16 protein-coding genes are annotated in these 24,574 nt (G+C 40.3%); 1 reads left to right on the forward strand and 15 read right to left on the reverse strand.

The genetic code is table 11. The annotated features are described in order from the left end of the window. Position 1: 1 nt before the first annotated feature. From kdsB to NH153_RS15650, 5 genes are read right to left on the reverse strand one after another with little or no spacing between them, the layout of a single operon-like run. Complete coding sequence (kdsB, locus tag NH153_RS15630; protein ID WP_063705537.1) at positions 2–757, reverse strand: 3-deoxy-manno-octulosonate cytidylyltransferase; 756 nt, start codon at positions 755–757, stop codon at positions 2–4. Then, on the reverse strand, positions 745–942 hold the full coding sequence (locus NH153_RS15635; protein WP_036968654.1) for a Trm112 family protein: 198 nt from the start codon (positions 940–942) through the stop codon (positions 745–747). The genes kdsB and NH153_RS15635 overlap by 13 nt, the downstream gene beginning before the upstream one ends. Next, positions 932–1,909 carry a tetraacyldisaccharide 4'-kinase gene (gene lpxK / locus NH153_RS15640; RefSeq protein ID WP_063705538.1) on the reverse strand — a complete coding sequence of 326 codons (978 nt, stop codon included), beginning with the start codon at positions 1,907–1,909 and terminating at the stop codon, positions 932–934. Before lpxK ends, NH153_RS15635 begins: the two co-directional genes overlap by 11 nt. After that, on the reverse strand, positions 1,909–3,651 hold the full coding sequence (gene msbA / locus NH153_RS15645; protein ID WP_063705541.1) for a lipid A export permease/ATP-binding protein MsbA: 1,743 nt from the start codon (positions 3,649–3,651) through the stop codon (positions 1,909–1,911). Before msbA ends, lpxK begins: the two co-directional genes overlap by 1 nt. A gap of 59 nt (positions 3,652–3,710) precedes the next feature. After that, positions 3,711–5,864: a DNA internalization-related competence protein ComEC/Rec2 gene (locus tag NH153_RS15650; RefSeq protein WP_082874085.1), complete on the reverse strand. Its 2,154-nt coding sequence runs from the start codon at positions 5,862–5,864 to the stop codon at positions 3,711–3,713. Positions 5,865–5,960: 96 nt separating this feature from the next. On the opposite strand from NH153_RS15650, the gene NH153_RS15655 reads away from it, so the two are divergent. Continuing rightward, positions 5,961–6,470 (forward strand): DUF2062 domain-containing protein, encoded by a 510-nt coding sequence (locus NH153_RS15655; protein WP_063706174.1) that lies wholly within the window; start codon positions 5,961–5,963, stop codon positions 6,468–6,470. Positions 6,471–6,561: 91 nt separating this feature from the next. Here NH153_RS15655 and NH153_RS15660 read toward each other — a convergent pair whose 3' ends face one another. The 10 genes from NH153_RS15660 to NH153_RS15705 form a co-directional block, all read right to left on the reverse strand. Continuing rightward, positions 6,562–8,295 carry a DUF3466 family protein gene (locus NH153_RS15660; protein WP_063705544.1) on the reverse strand — a complete coding sequence of 578 codons (1,734 nt, stop codon included), beginning with the start codon at positions 8,293–8,295 and terminating at the stop codon, positions 6,562–6,564. Between the two features lie 11 nt (positions 8,296–8,306). Continuing rightward, positions 8,307–10,217, reverse strand: coding sequence for an ATP-binding cassette ATPase Uup (gene uup / locus NH153_RS15665; protein WP_063705546.1), 1,911 nt, complete (start codon positions 10,215–10,217; stop codon positions 8,307–8,309). 14 nt (positions 10,218–10,231) lie between these two features. After that, complete coding sequence (locus NH153_RS15670; RefSeq protein WP_063705548.1) at positions 10,232–10,465, reverse strand: glutaredoxin family protein; 234 nt, start codon at positions 10,463–10,465, stop codon at positions 10,232–10,234. Continuing rightward, the gene (gene rlmKL, locus NH153_RS15675; RefSeq protein ID WP_063705551.1) at positions 10,458–12,575 is read right to left on the reverse strand and encodes a bifunctional 23S rRNA (guanine(2069)-N(7))-methyltransferase RlmK/23S rRNA (guanine(2445)-N(2))-methyltransferase RlmL; all 2,118 of its coding nucleotides are present in this window, start codon (positions 12,573–12,575) and stop codon (positions 10,458–10,460) included. The genes NH153_RS15670 and rlmKL overlap by 8 nt, the downstream gene beginning before the upstream one ends. A gap of 344 nt (positions 12,576–12,919) precedes the next feature. Further along, positions 12,920–13,450, reverse strand: a complete 531-nt coding sequence (locus NH153_RS15680; RefSeq protein ID WP_063705553.1) for a cell division protein ZapC domain-containing protein — start codon at positions 13,448–13,450, stop codon at positions 12,920–12,922. A 120-nt stretch (positions 13,451–13,570) separates the two neighbouring features. Then, entirely contained in the window at positions 13,571–14,581 is a 1,011-nt protein-coding gene (gene pyrD, locus NH153_RS15685) for a quinone-dependent dihydroorotate dehydrogenase (protein ID WP_063705555.1), read from the reverse strand. 114 nt (positions 14,582–14,695) lie between these two features. After that, complete coding sequence (locus tag NH153_RS15690) at positions 14,696–19,534, reverse strand: NAD-glutamate dehydrogenase (protein WP_063705557.1); 4,839 nt, start codon at positions 19,532–19,534, stop codon at positions 14,696–14,698. A gap of 212 nt (positions 19,535–19,746) precedes the next feature. Continuing rightward, positions 19,747–22,071, reverse strand: coding sequence for an efflux RND transporter permease subunit (locus NH153_RS15695; RefSeq protein WP_063705559.1), 2,325 nt, complete (start codon positions 22,069–22,071; stop codon positions 19,747–19,749). Next, positions 22,071–23,075: a WD40/YVTN/BNR-like repeat-containing protein gene (locus NH153_RS15700; RefSeq protein WP_063705561.1), complete on the reverse strand. Its 1,005-nt coding sequence runs from the start codon at positions 23,073–23,075 to the stop codon at positions 22,071–22,073. Before NH153_RS15700 ends, NH153_RS15695 begins: the two co-directional genes overlap by 1 nt. A 124-nt stretch (positions 23,076–23,199) precedes the next feature. Then, positions 23,200–24,564: a DUF1329 domain-containing protein gene (locus NH153_RS15705; protein ID WP_063706176.1), complete on the reverse strand. Its 1,365-nt coding sequence runs from the start codon at positions 24,562–24,564 to the stop codon at positions 23,200–23,202. Positions 24,565–24,574: the final 10 nt, after the last annotated feature.

Below are 24,574 nucleotides of genomic sequence, written 5' to 3' on the forward strand. Positions count from 1 at the left end.
GCTATTTGCCAAGTACAGCAATGACTCGCGCTAAATCTTCAGGTGTATCAACACCCGCCTGTGGCGCGCACACTGCTTTTGCGATTTTAATCTTATAACCATGATAAAGGACACGAAGTTGCTCTAAAGACTCAAGTACTTCTAAACGAGACTCAGGTAACTCGATGTAGTCCTTTATAAAACCTGCTTTGTACGCATAAATACCAATATGGCGTGCAAAATCAGCAAGATTTAATTTTGCTTTATCATCATTCATCATCGCTTCACGATGATAAGGGATTGGCGCACGTGAAAAATACAACGCATTGTTATCTGCATCGTTAATAACTTTGACACAATTAGGATTAAAAATATCGTCAATCTCATCAATGCTTGTACTCAAAGTCGCCATTGGCGCATCTGAGTCTGCAAGTAGCGTGGCAACTTGAGAAACATTTTCGCTCGCCAATAAAGGCTCATCGCCTTGCACATTCACAACAATGATGTCACTTTCAAGCTCTAATTGCTCAACAACTTCAGCTAAACGCTCTGTACCAGATTGATGATCTTCACGCGTCATAAGCACGTTATCAGTAAAGAGTTTTACTGCATCAAACACAGCTTGATGATCGGTGGCAACGTAAACTTGTGATGCACCTGAGGCAACGGCTTTTTCATAAACATGTTTGATCATGGGTTTACCACAGATATCAGCCAGTGGTTTACCCGGCAAACGTGTTGATGCGTAGCGTGCAGGAATAACGACTACGAATTCCACTTATCAACCTCTTCTTGGCTTAATTCACGGGCTTCATTTTCTAATAGCACCGGGATATCGTCTTTGATTGGGTACGCAAGTTTTGCAGCTGTGCTGATAAGCTCTTGATTTTCTTTATCAAGACGTAGTTTACCTTTGCAAACTGGGCAAGCGATAATTTCAAGTAATTTTGTATCAAAGGCCATTGAGGATCCCTTTTTGTTTTAATAATAAATTTAGTTTGTCGATAACTGCTGGTGTCGGCTTTGCATCAACAGGTAAATAATACCAATTAGGTTTAGCAAAACTAAAGCATTTAACTGCATCTTTTTCTGTCATAAACACTGCATCGTCGGCAAAATCGTTGAAGTCATTTGCTTGGTAGGCATAATGGTCTCGAAAATGATGAGTCGATAACAACTTAATTCCCTGCTGCTCAAGACTATTTTCGAAGCGTTTAGGATTACCTATTGCACTAACCGCATGACCTTTATCTTGAAATGAATTAGCAAGCTTTGAATCACTCACGGTTCGAAATGGACTCGATGCCAAATCATAGCGACTCTGTGCGTTGCCACCATTTTCAATCACTAAATCAACCGACTTTAAACGCGCTTTTGTTTCGCGAAGTGGACCTGCTGGCATTAATAGACCATTACCAAATTGTCGCTCACTATCAACAATACAGCACTCGATATCACGCGCCATTTTATAATGCTGCATGCCATCATCAGAAATGATCACATCAATACCATGCGACTCTAATGCCTTAATACTTGCTTGTCTGTTAGGGCCAACCATAACAACACAGCCTAAACGACGTTGTATCAATACAGGTTCGTCACCCGCTTGCGTTGTACTCGTTTGTTCTGTCACTAACAGTGGATACGAATCTGACTCTCCACCGTAGCCACGGCTGATCACAGCCACTTTTAAACCTTGTTGCTGTAAGTACTCAGCAAGCCAAATAACAAATGGCGTTTTCCCGTTGCCACCTACACTGATATTACCAACCACAATAACAGGAACATGCGCTTTAAAAGCCTTAAGTATATTAAGCTTATAAAACAAAGCACGAAGTGTTGAGATAAACCAAAAAAGCACACTCAAAGGCAAGAGTAAAATGCTTAGTAAACCTGGCTTTTTATACCAGCTTTTTTCAATAACACTCACTATTGCTCACCAAATTGCATCTTACATAAGGCTGAATAGGTACCGTCTTTTTCAAGCAGTTCGCTATGTGTGCCCTTTTCGATAACCTGTCCATGATCAATGACATAAATACAATCACTGTTTTCGATAGTCGATAAACGGTGCGCAATGACTATTGAAGTTTTCTCTTTCATTAAACTATCAAGCGCTTGCTGGATCAGTTTTTCAGATTCAGTATCAAGTGCTGAGGTGGCTTCATCAAGGATCAAGATAGGGGCATCTTTTAATATTGCACGTGCAATAGCGATACGTTGACGTTGGCCGCCTGATAACATCACGCCGTTTTCACCCACCATGGTATCTAACCCTTCTGGTAAGTCTTTTACAAACTCCCAAACATGGGCTTGCTTGGCAACGGCCATTAATTCTTCGTTCGTTAATTCACGGCTTAGACCGTAACAAATATTATTAGCAATGGTGTCGTTAAAGAGCACGACTTGCTGTGAAACCAGTGCAAATTGCTTACGAAGATCCGTTAGCTTGTAATCCGCGATATTAACACCATCGAGCAAAATTTCACTTTCACCTTCAAGTTCATAGTAACGCGGCAGTAAATTCGAGATGGTCGACTTGCCTGACCCAGAGCGCCCTACTAATGCAATGCTTTCACCGGCATTAATCGTGAGTGACAAGTTTTTCAAAACAGGCTCATCTTTAGTTGGGTATTTGAAGGTCACATTATTCACTTCAATACGACCCGTCACTTTCTCAATGCTGTATGTACCAGTGTCCTTTTCAACCTCTTCATCAAGCACTAAAAAGATACTTTGCGCAGCAGAAATACCACGTTGTAAATCGCTATTTACGTTTGAAAGTTGCTTAAGTGGACGCAATAACATCATCATTGATGAAATTAGCAATACGAAGTCGCCAGAGCTAATGGTGTCAATCATAGACGGCATCGACACAACCCATAAAATCACTGCCATAGCGCTTGCTGCCAATATTTGAATAACAGAAACACTTAACGCTTTGGTGGCATCCATTTTAATGCGCTGCTGGCGATTATGATTGTTAATTGCTGAAAACTGAGCAATTTCTTGTTGCTGACCGCCAAAACCATGAATCACTTTGTGACCAGAGAGCATTTGTTCTGAGCTACGCGTTACTTGCCCCATGGCTGACTGAATTTTTTTCGAAATCATACGAAAACGTTTTGAAACAAACGCGACAATCACAGCCACCAGCGGAATAATAACTAAAAATATTAAAGAAAGTTTCCAGCTGGTATAAAACATATTGAATAGCAAAAAGACTACAAAGGCCCCTTCTCTAACCACGATTAAAAGCGCTTTCGTGATAGCTTGCTGTACTTGCTCAGTATCGAAGGTGATTTTTGAAATTAAATCACCATTTGAGTTTTTGTCATGAAATGAAACAGGTAAATGTAAGATATGCTCAAACAATTGCTGACGTAAGCTTCTAACAACTTGCGAGCCAACATAACTTAAACAATACGACGACATATAGTTAAACATGCCTCGACCTAACACCAGCGCTATAACAACAAATGGGGCATAGGTTAAAACTTCAGTGTTACGGGCATTAAGACCTTCATCAATGAAGGGTTTCATTAAATTGATAAACAATGCATCCATAGCGGAATAACCAATCATGCCCACAATGGCGAAAAACGCGATTAACTTATAATCACCCACATAACTGATTAATCGCTTATAGATTTGGGATGTAGTTTGATCCATAACACTCTCTTATTCATAGACTTCGACTATTGTAGCCTCATGGGGTTAAAAACAAAACGTCAATCTTGTTCGAACCAATAACTTTCCTGCTCGCGGGCAAATTCCAAACGATAACTATCACGATAAAATAGGATACGAATGTGCCCCTGCTCGGCGGTGGAGAATTGAGGTATATGGCGTTGCTGATAGCGTTTTACAACCTCTGGGTGCGGAAAATGCCATTGGCCTTGATAAGCCGACGAATGAATCACCATTTCTGGGTTTACAGCATCAATAAAGCGAACACTCGATGATGTATTACTACCATGGTGAGGACTCAATAAAACAGTCGCATGCAGGTCAACGCCCTTTTCAATCAGGGTTGCTTCTGCAAAAGCGGAGATATCACCTGTTAACAACACTGAATAATTTCTAGAACTAATTTTTAGTAAGCATGAGTGATCATTTCGATTATCACCATTCACATCAGCATGAAAGCTATTTATGTTTAGCCCTTCAAATATCAAACGTTTACTATCACAAGGTTTTCTTAGCCCCTCAGGATGAAAGGTTGAGAATGTATCGCGGTACCCAGCTCGGTACCAAGAACTTAAACCACCCGCATGATCGTTATCTAAATGACTTATTAGTGTCGCCGAAACCGTTAATGCGTGTTTATTAATATTCCTAACTAACACCCTATTGATGTAATCATAGCGAGAAAAGTGCCTTGGCCCTAAATCATAAATTAGGGCATGCTCATGTGCACTTATCATCACCATAAGGCCATGGCCTACATCAAAGATATCCACTTGGAATTGAACCTGTGGCTGTAGCTTGCAATCAATGATATGGATAAAAAGTGGAAGTACTGATAAGTACTTCTTTGGGCTAAACAGTAAGATGAGCAAACTAAGATAGCTGATGGTCAATAGCGAAAAATTAAACTCTGTGAAAGAAAACCAACGCCAATGCTTAGGAATACTAAGTAGTAATTGATAGCCAAAACTCAGAACACTATCGACAAGAGACAATAAACTAACCACATCGAGAAAACTTGAAATCAGACTATAAAATATCAACAAAGGGAGTAACACCAAGCCAACAAGTGGCACGGCGATTAAATTGACTATAAGACCAATTATACTGGTACCGTCAAAATAAAATAATGACAATGGCAATAAGCCAAAGAACAAGGCCAACTGAACATACATAAGTTGGCTAATACGCTTTATTAAACCGAGTTTTATATCTAACGTATGCTTGGTTAATAGGAAAATAATTGTCACCGCAGTAAAACTAAAATAAAGCCCCGGATTTAGAAGCGAAAATGGGTCAATCAGCAGCACAAGTGTTAAAGCATACAGAATAGAGCGCCAGCGCAGCGGGTTTTTACCTAACTGATATATGACCAAATAGCAGCCGAGCATAACAAGAGCACGCGTTGCTGAGACAATAAAGTCGCTCAAGTAGACATAAATAAGTGCACAGCTAAAGCCAAATAAAACAAAACCGTTGTTCAACTGGTATGCTTGATTTATCCGCAGTTTACTTACTTTTACCAGCCATTTGCTCGTATAGAAACCTATTGCGTAGATAAGTCCGATATGAAGTCCAGAAATCGCGAGCAAATGCGTTAGGCCTAACTCTCTTAATTGAGTGTTATCTTCATAGGAAATTTTGCTTCTATCACCTGTAAGTAAAGCATAGTAAAGCCATTGCAAATGTGTATTCTCAGTGATGCTGGCAATGTACTGCCGATACCGTTCTCGAATATTATTGCCTTGTTGGTGACCATAGGAGCTAACTTCACCAACACTACGACCTTTGTAAAATATCCGTTCTTTAAGCGCATTTCTTTCACTATCGAAACTATCGAAATTTTTTACAGAACGATAACGCTTGAGCTTTACTTTGCCTTCTATTAAATCACCTGAGAGAAGTGGTTTATCTGATGTAATACTGAGCATGGCAAGTGGTGCAGGACGAATTATTCTTTCGCAGGATTCTATATTTATTAATCGGGCTTTGATGTAAAAAGGACTCTTCGCACTAACGCTTTCAATTACCTCAAATTTGACAACTCTAGTGAGTTGGTAGTTTATTTTGCAATCACTCACGGAGTAAAAAATTAGGTAATGAAAAATCACTAAAAAAATTGCGCAAATAAACCCTGACAATAGAATCAAAAAAGGCTTAAAATAAGCACCTGCTAATAAAATAGCAAAACTCATTATATAGAACGCCGCAGTGCCAAATGTATATAGGGTGATAAAACAGCCTATGACAAAGCCGCTGCATAACCAAATTGATGTAAATGGTTGCTTTAAATGGCTAAAAAAACGATCCAACGGTTTTTACCTGATCATAACAAGGTAAGAGAACACAAGTATTTAAGAATTTTTGGTCGTTTATTGCATGATGCCAATTTGTGGCACTTAAATAGACGCTCTGCACGCGGTGCATTTGCGGTTGGTTTATTTTTCGCATTCATCCCTGTTCCTTTTCAAATGGTTCTTGCAGCCGCCCTGGCTATTCCATTTCGAGTGAATTTACCTATCTCTGTTGCGACAGTGTGGATCACAAACCCACTAACAATGCCTCCTATTTTCTATTGTTCATATATTGTTGGCACGATTGCCCTAGCCCAGCCTCCACAGCATTTCCAATTTGAACCAAGCTGGCAATGGTTCATCGAAAGCCTGACAACTATCGGTCCTGCGTTTTTAGTTGGTTCACTTATTTGTGCAACGGCTGCGGCTATTATTGGTTATTTTGGTATCGATATGCTTTGGAAGCGCTCAGTGCGCAAAGCCTGGATACATCGCCATAAAAAATAATATTAGCAATTTATAATTTTAGTATAGACAAAAAACCCAGCTTGACGCTGGGTTTTTTAATATTGATTAGTAAGTCTCGATTACGAAACGATTACTTTTTAAAGAAGCGACGTGCAGCTGCAAATGGCACTAACAATAGTGCATACCAAGGAAAACTTGCAGATTGACGCTCATATTGTTCAATCTCTTCCGCTGGACACTCTTCTACACTGCCATCAATTGGCGTTAATTTAACAGCAACTGCAATACTTTCATATTCGATATTACCATCAACATCGACAACTACATTGCCAAATGAATCTGTCTTTTCGACTGTTTTAGTCGCAACACCGAAGATTTCATTATTGTTGTTAATTGATTTAGCTTCAGCAACCGTATACTTAAAGCGTGTCTCACCATCTTCTTCGTAACATGGTAATAAATCGTTTAAGTTAACAACTTTATCTTCACCAATGGTGTACATGAAACCTTCACGACGACGCGTAGAAGTATTGTAAATGTCAGTTTCACCTTCACCAACAACGATCCCATTGTCATTAACATCATTTGCTAACGAACTTGAGCTCGAGAAGTAATCAGTTGGGAAAACAACACTGTCACTTTTTTTATCGTAGTAGAAGAATTTTGTGCGCGTTGTACCATCAATACGTTTGCTTGCGTAACCAACAACAACATCGTTATTATTTACAGCAAGTGGCTGTCCCGAAATCCAATCGTCTTCTTGATTGATAAACTCTTTTACTTCACCATTTTCGAAGATAACAGGCATAGTGATGCGGGTGCTATTGCTTTTATAACGAACATCAGAAGTACCTACAACCAGACCATTTTCGTTGATAGCAAGTGCGTTACTTCGAAAAGCAAAATCTTCATCATCTTCAGGTGTTAAACCTAAACCAAAAATTTCAGTGTTAGTGATATTAAGACTACTATCAAGCGTCCATTTCACAGCGCGTTTGTTATAGATGCCAGTTGTATAAGTACGATTATAAGCTTCTACACAGTCTGAAACTGGCTCATCTTCACCATCACAGTTATCGGTAATATCATCAAGTGGGTCAACCGCGATATCCGTTGATACTGTACCTACAACTTCATAGCCATTAGCTGTTTTAATAATGTCATTTGCCGAGCTAATACCGCCGTAATCATCAAACTCAGGTGCGAGTTCAACTTTCACACCATCTTCTGAGATTACAATCGCACGACTAATAAAGTCTCTTAAGAAGTGTGTTTCTTCTTCGTCTTCATCAGTTTGTGTGAACGATGTTTTTTCGTAAGGTGCACTACCCCAACCGACCATTACACCGTCATCTGTTACTGCATTTAGTAAGTTAGACGTCGAACGTGTTAAGCCGTCAAAATCAAGCGATTGTTCATCAAATAATACTTGCTCTGTTGAACCTTCAGATGAATATACCGTCGCTATAGCGCTTGATAGTTTTTGATATTCAGAATCAGTTGAACGACCTGTTAAAAAACTAACCATAAATGAATGGGCATCGGCATTGGTATTTACCGCATCGTTATTCGCAATATCATCAAGGGTGAAAGTAATTTCTTTATCAATGAGTTCATACTGCTTTTTAGCTGTATCATAAGCATCTTTGATCAACGAATCTGTAAAATCGATATAAGAGACATCAACGGGTAATTTGTAAAGGCCATTTGCTAAGCCTATGATGTGACCGTTTTCACTAACATCTGTTACGTAGTTAAATTTAGCGCCATCAACGCCACCTAATTCTTCTAATTTATAGGTTGCGCTCATCGCTGAGGTACTTAGGGTGGCTAAAATACTGGCAGCGAGTAATTTGTATTTCATTTTAATCCTTACTACTGATTCTTTAAATCTTCGAGTTCTTCCCAGCGCTCAAAAGCGGCTTCAAGCTCAGACTCTAACTCGGCTAAATGGTTCAATGCTTCTGTCGTAATTGCAGCATCTTGCTTAAAAAAGTCTGGGTCATTAACCACAACTTGCTGAGCGTCTAACGCTTTTTCAAGTTGTTCCACTTTACTGGGTAATTCTTCTAATTCAAGTTTTAATTTGTAAGAGAGTTTATTACTTTTCTTTGGTGTTTTATCTTGGCTAACAACGGGCGGCTTTTCTTGCTTAATTTGTTGCTGTTGTTGTTTTTCTTGCTCAGCTAAATGAGCAGCATATGCTTCATAGTCGCTATAGCCTCCGACAATGTCAGTGATCTTGCCGTTACCTTCAAATGCCCAGACAGAATTACAAGTATTATCAATAAATTCACGGTCATGGCTTACAATCAGTACAGTGCCCTGATATTGGTTAATAATCTCTTCTAAAAGCTCTAAGGTTTCAATATCTAGGTCATTGGTTGGCTCATCGAGTACGATAATATTCGATGGCTTTAAAAATAACTTTGCTAATAATAAGCGGTTTTTCTCACCACCCGATAATGCTTTTACCGGTGTACGTGCTCTTGCCGGCGGAAATAAGAAGTCTTGTAAGTAACCAAGTACATGACGTGAGCGCCCGCCCATCATCACTTCTTGCTTACCTTCAGCTACGTTATCTTGTACTGTGGCTTCTTCATCAAGCTTTTGACGATACTGGTCAAAATAAGCAAACTCTAAGTTAACACCTTGCTTAACACTGCCGCTATCAGGTGTTAAGTCACCAAATAAAATTTTAAGCAGTGTTGTTTTACCAATACCATTGGGTCCGACCAGGCCAACACGATCGCCACGCATAACAAGGGTCGAGAAATCTTTCGCGATCACTTTATCTTTAAATGCATGACAGATGTTTTTCGCTTCGAATACTAACTTGCCAGAACGGTCCGCTGTTTCAATATTGAAATCAGTTTTACCAACTTGATCAACACGCTGCTTACGCTCTTTACGTAACTCTTTTAAAGCGCGTACACGGCCTTCATTACGCGTTCTACGTGCTTTGATACCTTGGCGGATCCACGCTTCTTCTTCTGCTAAGCGCTTATCAAATAATGCGTTTTGTGTTTCTTCTACTTTTAGATCATGCGCTTTTTGTTCAAGGTACGTCGCGTAATCGCCAGGGTACGAAACCAGCTTACCACGGTCTAAATCAAGAATACGGGTTGCAACTGCTCGAATGAATGCACGGTCGTGAGAAATAAAAACGATACCGCCTTTAAACTCTTTTAAAAACTGCTCAAGCCAAATAACACTACTCATATCTAAGTGGTTGGTAGGCTCATCAAGTAGCAGTAAATCAGGTTCACTAACCAAGGCTCGTGCAAGAGCAACTTTACGTAGCCAACCACCCGATAATGATTCCAGCTTGGCTTCTGGGTCTAGCTCTAAGCGAGATAAAACGAGCTGAATACGGGTATCAAAACGCCAGCCATCAACGGTTTCTAATTGATTAGATAAACGCTCTAATTTGTTAAGCAATTTATCGTTATAATCTGTCTGCATTTGATTACTAACTTGGTGATATTCTATCAGTAAGTTAGCAATGTCAGGCATGCCCTGCGCGACATAATCAAATACTGAGCCTGCCGCCCCTTTTGGTGGATCTTGCTCTAAACGTGAAATGCGAATACCGCCTAATTGGTTGATTTCACCATCATCCAATGTCACTTGGCCATCAAGTACTTTTAATAGTGTTGATTTACCTGCACCGTTTCGACCAACGATACAAACGCGCTCACCTGACTCAATAACGGCATCGGCATCATCTAGTAGCGGATGCGTACCATAAGCGAGTTGAGCTTTGGCTATTCTGATTAAATCCATCGTGATTACTACTCTTATTCTTTATTATCAGCAATAAATTGCGCTAATTGCTCAGCATCAAAAGGCCAAAATAATTTCTTGCCTTGATGAGATTCCACAACCGGAATACTGGTTTGGTAAAGTTCAATCAGCTGTTCACTGTCCATAATGTCTTTTGCTACAAACGAAGCGTTTGTAGCAATTAATAATTCATCGGCCATGTCACACAGATGACAGCCATCAGTGTGGTACAGGGTAAAATTAGCCATGGGTAATAAGCCAGCTATTATGAATTTGCTTATTACGCTTAAAATCTGGTGATAAGGTCTTGTCAGAAATGTTTTCTGCTTTCAAACCTAGGCCCATTAACCCGACTTCATCCATGCTAAAGCCACGCTTATTGTTTGAGAATATAAGCGTACCATTCGGGCTTAAGATTTTCTTAACCCAAGTAAGTAGTTTGATATGGTCACGTTGTACATCAAATGCATCTTTCATACGTTTTGAATTTGAGAACGTCGGTGGATCTAAGAAGATTAAATCGTATTGACCTTGAGCATACTCAAGCCATTTCAAGCAATCAGCTTGTTCAAAACGATAACGTGTATTACTTATGTCATTAAGCGCAAAGTTTTCTTGTGCCCACTTTAAATAAGTTTTCGACATATCAACCGTGGTAATGGCTTTAGCGCCACCAACAGCAGCATGTACAGATGCGCTGCCAGTATAGGCAAACAAGTTTAAGAAACGTTTACCTTGTGCGTTTTGTTGAATATAACGACGTGCCAAGCGGTGATCTAAAAATAAACCCGTATCTAGGTAATCAAATAGGTTCACTTTAAATTTCGCACCAAATTCTTCTACCACTTGTGTGCGATTTTGCTTTGATACCTTGGTATATTGCTCTTCACCTTTTTGCTTTTTACGCACTTTAACCGCAATATTTTCAGGGGCAATTTCTAACTGCTCAGCAGTCAGACTAATCACATCTTGTAGACGTTTTTGTGCTGTATTGTCATCAATTTCTTTTGGCGCAGCGTATTCAAAAATAACCGCTGAATCATCGTATACATCAACAGCTACGTTATATTCTGGAATATCCGCATCATAAACACGATAACAGCTTACTTCATTTTGCTTTAACCAGTTCTTTAAGTTTTGCTTGTTTTTCTTTAAACGATTTGCAAACGCTGTTGAACCTTCAAAATTAAGAGCAGGTTTATCTTCTTTACTAAGTTCTACTTGTTTATCATCTAATTGGTATAGATTTAATACCACATCTAACGGGCCATTTTTAAACTTATAGCGTTTTAACTTAACTAATTTTAATAGCTTAAATAAGCTTTCATCGGTGCCAAGCAAAGCAAGTTTCCAATGATTAAAGTGCTTTTTAAAGCCTACACCTAAGCTACGGTGTAAGTTCACCAGCTCCGCCATTGAACCTAATCGTTCACCATAAGGTAAGTTTGATATCACTACACCCGGAAGTTTTGCAACAGACGTTAGTTTAGTCGCATCACTCTGTTTGAATTTAATCACACTACCAAGGTCTGCGCGCTCTGCGTTTTCTTGCGCTTTTGCAATAACACTACCGTCAATATCATGACCAATAAGCCAAAGTTTAGGATCAGTAATTTGTGCCATTAATTCAGCTTTTAATTCTTTGTACTTTTGAATACGGAAACTTGGTAGACGCTCAAAGGCAAAACCTTCGCGGAATAAACCCGGCGCTTCATTGCGCGCCATGCTTGCAGCTTCAATTAAAATAGTACCTGAACCACAGCAAGGATCGAACAAAGGTTGTTGTACGTTTTCAAGCCAGCCACTTCGTTTCACTAGTGCTGCTGCTAAGTGCTCTTTAATTGGCGCTTTACCTTGATCTTGACGATAACCACGCTCAGATAAACGCGGGCCAGAATAATCTATATAAAGCGCAACACCTTGACGGTTCAACCTTGCTACAACACGAACATTGGCATTGTATTTATCAACATCTGGGCGTTGTTCGAATAAATCTGCAAAATAATCAACAATCGCATCTTTTACAACAAGACCTGAAAATTGTGTATTTTTTAAATCGTTATTGGTGCCGCTAAAATCAACAGCGAAAGTTTGTTTAGGACCAAACCACTCTTGCCAAGGCTGCAGTCGCGCAAATTGATAAAGGCTGTCTTTGTCTTTTACGCCTTCCTTTTCTTCTATCAGCATCATGATACGAGTCGCAAAACGGCTCGATAAACAAATCTTCTGTGCTAATAAGCTATCTGCTTCAAAACGTACAGAGCCCACGGTTTGTTTAGAGACTTCTGCACCGAGTGTAGTAAGCTCATCAACAAGTAAATTTTCTATTCCGATAGAAGTAAGTGCGATAAATTGCAAAGTAAAAACCCTTAAATGCTAATTGCGCAGGATTATAGCATAGCTTGGCGAACAAAAACGCCAACATTTGCAGGGATAGTAGGGCGTGTTGACTTTTTTTGATTAATTTTGCAGCAGTGTGTTTGGTATTTTGGCAAGGCAGAGCCTATGTAGTGTGATTGTTTCCCATAAATAGGCGATAACGCAGCATAAATGCCAAACACGCGCTGCCCTTCGGGTTCTTCCTAGGGGCGATTAACTCTTTGTTGCTCGATTTTTACTTAGCCCACTAGGTTACAAATCTCGCGCCGCGATTAAATCGCCCCTAGAGTGAACAAATTTTAATTCACAAAGGTCAACACGCCCTAGGCAGATTTAAACTGTTTTTGTTGAATATAAACAGGATGGATACGGTTATTTAAAACCTTAATAGCCTCAAACTGTTCAAGAGAAAGGTTTTCGTCTAGTTGAAAGTGTTGGCTTAGGTTAATACATACCGACGCTTCACTTGAATGGTCAACAATTAAAAACTCCCCTTCTTGTGCCTGTGAGCACAATTTCACTACAGCTTCGACACTTGGCTGGCTGCCATGATACTCATGAAAGAACCAACTTTTTGCAAGTACTGGTTTTAAATGAAATTTAACCGCTGTAGCGTTAAGGGCAATTTGACAAAGCTGTGCTGGGTTCCACAGTGAGAATGTTTCGAGGTATTGATAAACTTGCTGATAGAAAGCCGCATCTTCAAGGCTGAAGTTTGGTTGTTCTAATACTGCATCAGTGAGTTGGCGAAGTTTATAAGGCGTGCACAGTTGCATATCTTGGTCAAGGTCAACCAAAAGACGATTATTTTTCGCACAAGCAAGCCATTTCCATTGCTTAGATGCTTGTAACATGTCTCCTCCCTAACGAATAAATACTGTGCGCTTAATCGTAAATTATAACTAAAGCAGACCATTAATAAAATGATTTCTTAGAACATTTTATTAATGATCAATTGCTTAGATAACTGATCCTTATAAGCTATTTAGGATCGTTTTTACCAATTCTGGGCCTTTATAAATGAATCCAGTGTAAACTTGAACAAGGTCTGCACCCGCTGCAAATTTCTCTTTTGCAGAATCCGCATCATCAATACCACCCACACCAATGATAGGTAACTTACCATCAGTTAAACGCTTAAGCTCACTAACCACGTGGGTTGAACGCTGACGTACTGGTTGGCCAGATAAACCTCCCGCTTCGTTTGCGTATTGTTGGCCTTGTACTGCCGCACGCTCAAGCGTCGTATTTGTTGCAATAACACCATCGATCTTATTAGTGATCAATGACTCACTTACCTGGGCAATTTGCACTTCATCAAGATCAGGGGCGATCTTAACCAGCATTGGCACTTGTTTGTTGTGTTTAGCAATTAGATCAAGTTGCTCGTTCTTTAAGCTTTGTAATAAGTCATCCAGCGCCTCACCATATTGTAAGTCACGAAGGCCTGGCGTATTCGGTGAAGAAATATTTACTGTGATGTATGATGCATGCTCAAATACTTTGCGCATACAGTGGATGTAGTCATCTTTACCCTGCTCGTTTGGTGTATCTTTATTTTTACCAATATTAATACCTAGAATACCGTCGTATTTCGCTTCTTTAACATTGTTAACTAGGTTATCAACGCCCTTATTGTTAAAGCCCATGCGGTTAATAATCGCATTTGATTCAGGTAAGCGGAAAATACGTGGTTTGTCATTACCCGCTTGAGGACGTGGTGTAACAGTGCCTACTTCAACAAAACCAAAACCCATTTGCGAAAATGCATCAATACACTCGGCATTTTTATCTAAGCCTGCCGCTAAACCTACTGGGTTTTTAAACTCTAAACCTAAAAAGTTAACGGGTTTATTAGGGACAGTTTGTGACCACGCAGCACTCAATGGCGTATGAGCAAATCGGCGTAAATTATTAAGTGCAAATTCATGAGCCCACTCCGCATCACGGGTAAACATAAAACGGCGAGCTAGATCATAAAACATGGTTTGTTCCTTAGGTAAAAATAAACAAGGTAGCCGTTTGTAAACGGACCATTGCAAATTAAGGGCAAAAAAATACCCCAGCGAGCTGGGGTATGTATTTTAACGACTTTTCACTTATTTGGAAGTGTCACAGTTGTGGCTTAACAACATTAGTTCACGAAGTGCCACTGAGAACTTCGCAAAATCATGGCTTTGCGATGTTTTGAACTCAGATAGCATCTGCTTCCAACGTTGTAATAGTAGATCTTGGTTATCCATCCACTCATCAATTTGTGCATCAATGTCTTTGCTGTCTGCAGCAAAGCTATTAAGTACCACAGCTGATAATGTACGTTGTTGCCAATCCAGCTCTTCACGGTAAGAAGCACGAGCAAGTGCTTGCCAGTGGTTCGCAACTGGTTGGTTGGTGATTTGGTCAAGGAACCAATGTAAGCCCATACGCGCACCTAACTTGAAGTAGGTGTTAGAAACCATATCAATGCTACGCTCTGAATTGTTAGCGATTTCAGCTAAGTCCATGACAGAGAATAAGCTTGATAGTGACACAATACGTGTTGCAAGTGCTTTTGGTACATTGCTGTCAATTAGCTTATCTGCCGCTTTAACTAGGCGCTCGCTTTCTTTTTCAACCATGTAGCTGTTTAAGTTTTCACTTAAATCAGCAAATGTTGGTGCAAAGAATTCAATTGCTTGCTCAATCGTTTGTGCTTTATTGCGATGACGTAAGAACCAACGTGTTGCACGACGAACCGTACGACGTAATTGATATAGCATTTCTGTTTGTACAGCTGCTGGGATCTTATTATCAAGTGCAACAATTGATGACCATGTTTCTGGCATCTGGAACACTTCTTTTGCAATTGAGTAGCAAAGTGCGATTTCAGCTTCGTTAGCACCTGTTTCTTCGTGCATACGAACCATAAAGTTAAGACCCATATCGTTAACGATGTTGTTTGCAAGTTTCGTTGCGATAATCTCTTTACGAAGTGGGTGGTTATCCATTGCATCGTTGAACTTCTCACGAAGTGGTACCGGGAATGAATTAACTAATAACTGACGGTAATAAGGGTTTTCTGTGATTTCATCAACCACTAGAGACTCTTTAAGAACCATTTTCGCGTAAGAAACAAGTACAGAAAGCTCTGGACGAGTTAAGTCTTTACCCGCTGCTGCACGCTCTGCAAGTTCTTCATCTGTTGGGATGAACTCGATTGCACGGTTAAGCTTGCCGTCTTTTTCAAGGGCATGGATAAAGCGTACTTTTTCTTTAAGCGTTGATGTACCTTTTGATTGTGTAATCGATAAGGTATGTGTTTGACGATAACAGTCTTTTAATACTAACTCAGACACTTCATCAGTCATTGAATAAAGTAACTCATCACGTTGTTTACGCGTTAAGTCACCTTCAGCAACTAGACCATTCAGTAAGATCTTAATGTTTACTTCGTTATCTGAACACGCAACACCACCTACGTTATCGATGAAGTCAGTGTTAACACGACCGCCTTTCGCAGCAAATTCGATACGACCAAGTTGCGTCGCACCTAAGTTACCGCCCTCACCTAAGATCTTCGCACCAAGCTCAGAACCATTAATACGAAGTGCATCATTCGCGCGGTCACCCACATCAGCATCTGTCTCTTTAGAGTTCTTGATGTAAGTACCGATACCACCATTCCAAAGTAAATCAAACTCCATCATCAGTGCAGCTTTGATTAACTCGTTAGGTGTCATGCTTGCTTTTTTAGTGCCAAGCATTTTCTTCATTTCAGGGCTTAAGCTAATTGATTTAGCCGCACGAGAGAATACACCACCACCTTGTGAAATAAGGTCTTTGTTGTAATCTTCCCAAGAAGAACGCGGTAGATTGAATAAACGCTCACGCTCTGGGTAAGATGCCGCTGCATCTGGGTTTGGATCAACGAAGATATGCATGTGGTTAAATGCAACTTGTAAGCGAATGTGCTTAGAAAGCAGCATACCGTTACCAAATACATCACCTGCCATGTCACCGATAGCCACAACAGTGAAGTCTGTTGTTTGACAGTCAATATCCATTTCGCGGAAATGACGTTTAACAGATTCCCAACCACCTTTAGCAGTGATACCCATTTTCTTATGGTCATAACCAACTGAACCACCAGATGCGAATGCATCCCCTAGCCAGAAGTTATATTCATTTGCGATGCCGTTAGCGATATCAGAGAAAGTCGCAGTACCCTTATCGGCAGCAACTACTAAATACGGATCATCTTCATCATGACGAACAACATCAACTGGTGGCACAATCTCACCACGTTCGATGTTATCTGTGATATCTAATAAACCACGGATGAAGATTTTGTAACACTCTTGGCCTTCTTTAAAGAACGCTTCACGGTCTGTCGGTAGCTGTTTACATACGAAACCACCTTTAGAACCTACTGGCACGATAACCGTGTTTTTAACTTGTTGCGCTTTAACAAGACCCAGTACTTCAGTACGGAAATCTTCACGACGGTCAGACCAACGTAAACCACCACGCGCAACTTTACCACCACGTAAATGCACACCTTCAACGCGCGGTGAGTATACGAAAATCTCAAACGCTGGAAGCGGTAATGGCATTTCTGGGATCATAGAAGGCTGAACCTTGAACGATACATATGACTTAAATTGGCCATCCGCTTCTTTTTGGAAGAAGTTCGTTCTTAGTGTCGCGATGATCATGTCTACGTATAAACGAATGATACGGTCATCATCCAGGTTCGCTACGTTTTCAAGTTCTAAATAAATTTGTGCGATTAGCTTTTCTAAAACTTTTTCACTGCCAGGGTTCTTAACTGAGAACTTTTTAGTGAATAAGTTTACGATTTGCGATGCAATGTGTGGGTAATTTGCAAATGTGCTTTCAATGTAAGTCTGTGAGAACGTTACACCAATTTGACGCATGTATTTTGCATAGGCGCGAAGAATAGACGCTTCGCGACCCGTTAAACCACCCATTAATACTAAGCGGTTGAAACCATCGTTTTCTAAACGGTTATTCCACACATTTGTTAATGCAGCACGGAAACGCGCTGAAACTTTATCAAAGTCAGCAATGCCTTTGTTGTCAATTAGCATGGTGAAGTCCATGATCCAATTAACTTTACCATCAGTTGTTTTAACTGAGTAAGGCGTTTCACCCACGACACGTAAACCAAAGTTTTCTAACATTGGCATGACGTCAGATAAGTGGATTGGCTCATCTTTATGGAATAAGCTTAAACGAACTACGTTGGTATTTGCTTCTTCTTGTGGACGATAGAACAACATTTCTAGTTTGTTTTCGTCATTCAGAAGTTCAAGTTTTTCAATATCAACAACCGCTGCACTTGGTAGAACCTGGTCTTTATACGCACTTGCAAACGCTTGCGCATATTTACGGTTTAATTCTTTACCACGTGCTTCACCTGCGCTTTCTAAGAGTGCAGATTGGAGTCTATCTTCCCATGTACGGGCAGCTTCAATTAGGTTGTTTTCGATGTCTTTCACGTTATATTCAATATTATTGTCAGTCACACGCACCGTATAGTGTGTACGGGCTAATGTTGACTCAGAGAAGAAAGTAGTAAATTCGACTTTATCGTCAGAATTAAATGCATTGGCTAAGATACGTTGCGTTTCACGACGAAGAGCCGTGTTGTAGCGCTCACGTGGTACGTAAACCATGCAAGATAAGAAACGACCATAAGCGTCTTTACGAACGAACAAGCGACACATATCACGCTCTTGAACTTGCAATACACCCATCGCAACTTCAAGTAGCTCTGTTTCACGTGCTTGCACAAGTTCATCACGTGGATACGTTTCTAGAATGTTTAATACCGCTTTGTATGCGTGTGTACCTTTTGCAAAATCACACATATCCATGATGCGGTTAATTTTACTTTTTAGTACCGGCACATCAGCAGCGCTATTGTTGTAGAAGCTTGATGAGAATAAACCGATAAAACGGTCTTCACCAATTACATTGCCTTTGTCATCAAAACGCTTAATACCTACGTAATCGATATAAGCTGGGCGATGAACGCGAGATACTGAGTTAGTTTTAGTTAAGATCAGTAAGTTATTGCTACGTGCTTCTTGACGAGCAACTTCAGGTAATTCTGATAATAAACGGCTGTGCTCTTCATCTGAATTTTTCATCAAACCAAGGCTAGTGCCCTTTTTACCTTTTAATTGATAATCACCTTTAACCGCTGATAATTCGTATTCACGATAACCCATTAAGGTAAAGTTATCTTTTGCTAACCAGTCTAAAAACTCAACGGTTTCAGCAACTTCACTATCGTTATTATTATGATGGCGTTTTGGTAGCTCTTTGGTTACCGCAATCAACTTGTCACGAATTGGCTTCCAATCTTCTACAGCAATCGATACATCAACAAGCACAGATTCAAGTTCTTCTTTGAAAGACTCAATTACTTTTGCATCTGTTTGACGGTCAATTTCGATAAAGAACACAGTTTTTGTCGACGTTGATTCTTGTTCTGCCTTTAAGCTTGAAATACCCGTGATTTTCGTGTTTTTATCACGTTGGATTTTCAGCGGAGAGTGAAGTAATAAGTGAGAAGCGATGTTTGCGCGAGTCATGGCCATACGCACAGAATCAACTAAGAAAGGCATGTCTTTCGCGATGATTTCAACAATAGTGTGCGATGACTGCCAGCCATCTTTTGCTACTTCTGGGTTGAAGACACGGACAACCGCGTCATCAGAATTATTTTTTTCTAGCGAGTTCCATAGGCTTAGTGCAGCGCCATATAAGTCACTATCGTTGCGATGTGCCAAATCCTCTTTAGACATATTGCTGTACAAGGCTTTGGCGAATTTCTCAACGAGTAACACATTATCAGCGTGAACTTTTTTCTGGATCAGCTTACAGACATTATCTAAGATAACCGAGGCTTGCCCTTCATTTCGTGTCATTGTATGTTCCTTAATCTATACTACTTATCGATTAGTAGAATATTTGTACAGCCATTTATTAGCGTGGAGTCAGGTAAATTCTAACTCTTTTACAGCTAATAAACAGCCTTTTCGATGAAATCATTTTAAGCTTTTCAGCTATTTGGTCATCTATTCACAAAATATAGATATAAATGGCCATTACTGGCCATATTGGAGCACAATTATTCACATTATTTTTTCTGGTCAGTCCAGAGGAAGCTGCCAATTGCAGGTAAAAGTAATACTGCACCCAACATGTTAACCAAGAACATGAAGGTCAAAAGTATACCCATATCTACTTGGAACTTCAGATCAGAGAAAATCCATGTGCTGACACCGATGGCTAAGGTAATACCCGTGAATAACACTGCGCTACCACGCTCTGCTAATGCATTGCGATAAGCCACTTCCAGTGCGACACCTTGTTTTAGCTGCCCCATCATTGATGACAGTATATAAATCCCATAATCAACACCAATACCAACACCTAAAGCGATAACAGGTAGTGTCGACACTGTTAAGCCAATTTCTAACTGTACCATCAACGCTTGCGCTAACGTCGATACGATGTACAGAGGTAATACTACGGCGATTGTGGCTTTCACACTTCTAAAGCTTATTAAGCATAGCAGGATTACGGCGCCGTAAACGTAAAGCATCATAGGTAGCTGTGCAGCTGATACTGATTCGTTCGTTGCAGCCATTACACCCACAGGCCCTGATGCAAGTTTAAACTTCAACGTGTCAGTTTCTTCGCCAGCAGCAAACTCTTTAACTTTAGCAACAACGTGGTCAATCGTTTCTGCTTTGTGGTCATTTAAGAAAATAATCACCGGCATGACAGAACAGTTTCCATCAAGTAAGCCTGAGCTTGTTTCAACACGCGATGTTGATTGCACTAAGCTCGCGGTGTTTCGCGGCAAGCTTTGCCATTTTAAGTTACCTTCGTTAAAGCCTGCATTCACAGATTGCGCAACTGAGCTTAAACTCACAGCCGATTGCACCCCTGCTACGTTTTCCATTTGCCATTGGAAACGACTAATACGTTCCATCACATCATGCTCAGTACAGGCTGCAGGATAGGCTTCAACAATCACTTTTAGGATATCTGAAGATATGGTGTATTTATCTGATATTAAGAAAGTATCTTGGTTATAACGGGCATCTTGATGCAGTGATGGTGCACCAGCATGTAAATCACCGATACGCATCTTATCAGCTTGCCAATAGCCCACAGCGAATAACACAGCTGTCAGTGCAATGATGAACACAGCTGTTTTACGGTCTGTTGCTTTAACTAACAGTTCACGTAGTTTATCTAAGAAATTCGGTTTGTCTGTATGTGTACCCGCTTGAATATGCACTGAACCTTCGAAGCGCATATACGAAGCCCAAACCGGCAATAAGATTAAGTTTGTGAAAATAATAACCGCAACACCTAAGCTCGCGGTAATAGCAAGCTCACGAATAATACCAATATCAATCGTCAGTAAAGTTAAAAAGCCCACAGTATCAGATAACAGAGCAATACCGCCTGGAATAAGTAGTGCTCTAAAGCTTGCCTGACAGCACACTCTGGTTGAGCTGCCCGATGTGACTTTTTTACCGATATCATTAATCATTTGCACACCATGGCTTACACCAATGGCAAACACTAAAAACGGCACCAAAATTGACATAGGGTCTAAACCAAAGCCTAGGCTTGACAGCAAACCTAACTGCCAAACAACAGCAATGATCGAACAAGCAATCGGTAAAATAGTCAGTTTTAAAGAGTGGCAGAACAGCCAAACCATTACAAATGTGAAAGCAATAGCAATAGCAAAGAATAACAGTACGCCCTTAGCGCCCTCTGCGACATCCCCAGCCATTTTTGCAAAACCGATAATATGAATACTGACCTTGTCAGTGCTTAGCGGTTCACGTACTTGTGTTTCTAACTTTTCAGCAAAGGCTAACGTGTCGAGTTTTTCTTGTGTTTGTGGATCAGTCTCGAGTAGCTGAGCAGTTACCATTGCACACGAGTAGTCGCTTGCAATCATGCGACCAACTACTTTTGCTTTTTCGATGTTTTCTTTTACAACCGCAAGACCACGTTTGTCTGCTGTAAAGTTTGCAGGAATAATGGGACCACCGGCGAAACCATCTTCAACCACTTCAACGAAACGCGCACTCGGTGCAAAAATTGAATTTACTAACGGACGATTTACCCCAGGAATAAAGTAAAGCTGGTCGTGAACTGCTTTTAGTTGAGTAAAAAATTCTTCATTAAAAATATCACCGTCTGCATCACAGACTGAAATTAAAATACTGTTAGCGCCACCAAACTGCTTTTCGTGTTTAGTGTAAACTTTCATGTAGTCATGATTGAGCGGAATATTTTTGTTAAACGACGCGTCTAATTGAATTTGCGTTGCTTTGAATAATAAAAAACAGGTGATCAAAGCAAAAGAAATAATTGCGAACAAGCGATGGCGAAACACCGCTCTTTCTAAAATATCTAAAAAACCACGCATTACGGATTCAACTCCTTCACTTTAATGCCATTTTCTGAAGCCATAATCAGTTTGTTTTGAAACACAACGCCATCGAGTAATGACTTACCATCTGCCATTTGTTCTTCTGAGAGTTGATCATTTTTAATATGGAAAATCACGCCACTGTTTGCAAATAATAGCCATTCATTATTGTAATTAATTGCGCTATTCACGGTTGCATAATTGCTGTGCGGGATTTGCTGCCACTGATCACTGTCGGCTTGACGAGTAAAAATATTGCCACGAAGTCCTGCAACGATGTCTTCGCCACCTTGATCTGCAGTTGACGCAAACGTAAAGAAAGAGCCCATATAGATCTCTTCGAGGCGTTGCCATGTTTGGCCATTGTCGACACTTTCTGCCATCAGACCCATTTCACCGGCTAAAATCAAACGCTCACCGGCTTTAACGATGCGATTAAAATGTGGCAGTATTGATGCTGTCTCGACTTCATAACCCTCAGGATCATTTTCTTTTAAGTCATTTAAATAATCACGGTCATCTTCAAACAGTAAACTATCTAAAAAGCGCTTTTGCCAATGCTCACCACCATCATTGGTTTCAAAGAACATACCATAAGCACCAACGGCATAACCGTGCTTTTCTGATGTAAATAAGATATCCAAACACGGTTTATCCATGTTTGGTAAAGATTGTTGTAACTGCCATGTTTTACCTGCATCCACTGTGTTAATGATGGTTGCATCATGACCACATGCCCAGCCTAAGTCGCTGTTGTAAAAATCAACGGCTGTGAGTAGCACTTGTGTTGGAACACTCGCTTGTTGCCAAGATTGCGCATCTGAGCTTGTAATAACCACACCATGTTTACCTACAGCAACCAGCTGTGAACCTGCTAATTCAATGTCAGTAAGAAGAGTTTTGTTCGCATTAACAGCGCTAACGGCGTGTTGCGCTACTGGCATGTCTTGAGAAAAACATGAAGCACTATAAGCAAGACAGGCATAAAGCAAATACTTCATAAAGATAAATCGCCTTCGAAATGATAAAAAGAGAAGTCAAAAAAGCCACTGGGAAAACCAATTGCGTGTCCTGATGACTTACGCGAATTGCAAAAGGCACCTGTTAGCAGGTGCCTTATTTTGATTAACGACCTTCGCGACGTAATGCGCTTGAAGTAAACTCGTTATCGTTGAATGATTTAGAGAAATCATACATTTTTTCTTGGTTATCTAAACCAATTGCTAAATAACGACGTGAGTTAAGATCATGGTAAACTTCTAACGTACTCCAATGAGTTGGTACTTCATAGTAGTTAAGACCATGTGCCATCGCTACACGATACATTTGATCACGGTTATCGTAGATATCCGTTACATGTACTTGCCAGCTATCTTCATCAATATAGAAAACACGTTTCTTATAAATGTGACGCGTGCCCTCTTTTAGATTTGCTTCTACAACCCAAACACGGTGTTTTTCATAACGAACATGCTCAGGGTTGATATGACCAGCTTGTAAAATGTCATCATAGCTCAGTTTGTCACTGTGTAGCTTGTAGCTGTTATAAGGAATATAAAGCTCTTGCTTACCTTTTAATGTCCAGTTGTAACGGTTCGGTGAACCATTGAACATATCAAAGTCATCAGTTGTGCGTAAGCTGTCAGCCGCTGTTCCTGGTGCATCATAAGCAACATTAGGTGCGCGACGAACACGGCGTTGACCTGAGTTGTATGTCCAAGCTTGGCGTGGCGTTAAGATTTGGTCCATGGTTTCATGAACTAATAACGCAGTACCAGCAAGACGCGCAGGCTCAGTTACTTTTTGCTTAAACTTAAACAAGATATTTGATTCTTGTAGTTTTTCAGGTGTCGCTTCAGGCGATGAATACTCAACTAACAATTGCTCTTCAAAACCAACGTAGTTATAAGAACCTGATGCTGTTGGTGCGGCTTGACCACCAGAGCGCTCGATTGATAAACCACGGAAACGTAATAAGTGGTTCCAAATAGCTTCTAAACCATCTTTAGGAATTGGAAACGGCACACCTACAGCAGTGTTTTTAATACCATTACCACCTTCCACTAATTCCGCTGTCGTTGCATATTTTTTCGTTGCATCATATACAAACTGCGGATAAGACGCGCTACGACGGGTTGGATAGATGTTCATTTTGAATGTGTCAGGATAGGTATTGAATAATTCAATTTGACCTGGGCTCAAGTAATCTTTGTACTCGGCAACATTCGATTTATCAATCGTGAATAAAATTTTATCATCTGCATACGGATCAGGATGATGCATACCTGGCTTATAACTAGCCGGTGGCGTTGTAATGCCGCCAGTCCAAGCTGGAATTGAGCCGTCTTTATTCGCTGCTTTTTCTGCGCCAATTGGCGTTAAATCATTACCTAAACGTGCCGCTTCATCAGCGGTAATTTTTGCAAGTACACTCGAGCTTGCGAAAATGCCACAAAATGCTGCAGCAATGAGGGTAGGTTTTCTAATAATCATAATTTAC

It is taken from the genome of Pseudoalteromonas gelatinilytica, from assembly GCF_001641615.1.
GTDB lineage: Bacteria > Pseudomonadota > Gammaproteobacteria > Enterobacterales > Alteromonadaceae > Pseudoalteromonas > Pseudoalteromonas gelatinilytica.

Coding starts and splice junctions, on each gene's coding strand:
- NH153_RS15650 (WP_082874085.1), bottom strand. CDS start 5,864: ATGAGTTTTGCTATTTTATTAGCAGGTGCTTATTTTAAGCCTTTTTTG.
- NH153_RS15670 (WP_063705548.1), bottom strand. CDS start 10,465: ATGGCTAATTTTACCCTGTACCACACTGATGGCTGTCATCTGTGTGAC.
- pyrD (WP_063705555.1), bottom strand. CDS start 14,581: ATGTTTTATGATCTAGCTCGCCGTTTTATGTTTACCCGTGATGCGGAG.
- NH153_RS15660 (WP_063705544.1), bottom strand. CDS start 8,295: ATGAAATACAAATTACTCGCTGCCAGTATTTTAGCCACCCTAAGTACC.
- NH153_RS15690 (WP_063705557.1), bottom strand. CDS start 19,534: ATGACACGAAATGAAGGGCAAGCCTCGGTTATCTTAGATAATGTCTGT.
- NH153_RS15700 (WP_063705561.1), bottom strand. CDS start 23,075: ATGAAGTATTTGCTTTATGCCTGTCTTGCTTATAGTGCTTCATGTTTT.
- uup (WP_063705546.1), bottom strand. CDS start 10,217: ATGGATTTAATCAGAATAGCCAAAGCTCAACTCGCTTATGGTACGCAT.
- NH153_RS15695 (WP_063705559.1), bottom strand. CDS start 22,071: ATGCGTGGTTTTTTAGATATTTTAGAAAGAGCGGTGTTTCGCCATCGC.
- NH153_RS15680 (WP_063705553.1), bottom strand. CDS start 13,450: ATGTTACAAGCATCTAAGCAATGGAAATGGCTTGCTTGTGCGAAAAAT.
- msbA (WP_063705541.1), bottom strand. CDS start 3,651: ATGGATCAAACTACATCCCAAATCTATAAGCGATTAATCAGTTATGTG.
- NH153_RS15655 (WP_063706174.1), top strand. CDS start 5,961: ATGGCTAAAAAAACGATCCAACGGTTTTTACCTGATCATAACAAGGTA.
- NH153_RS15635 (WP_036968654.1), bottom strand. CDS start 942: ATGGCCTTTGATACAAAATTACTTGAAATTATCGCTTGCCCAGTTTGC.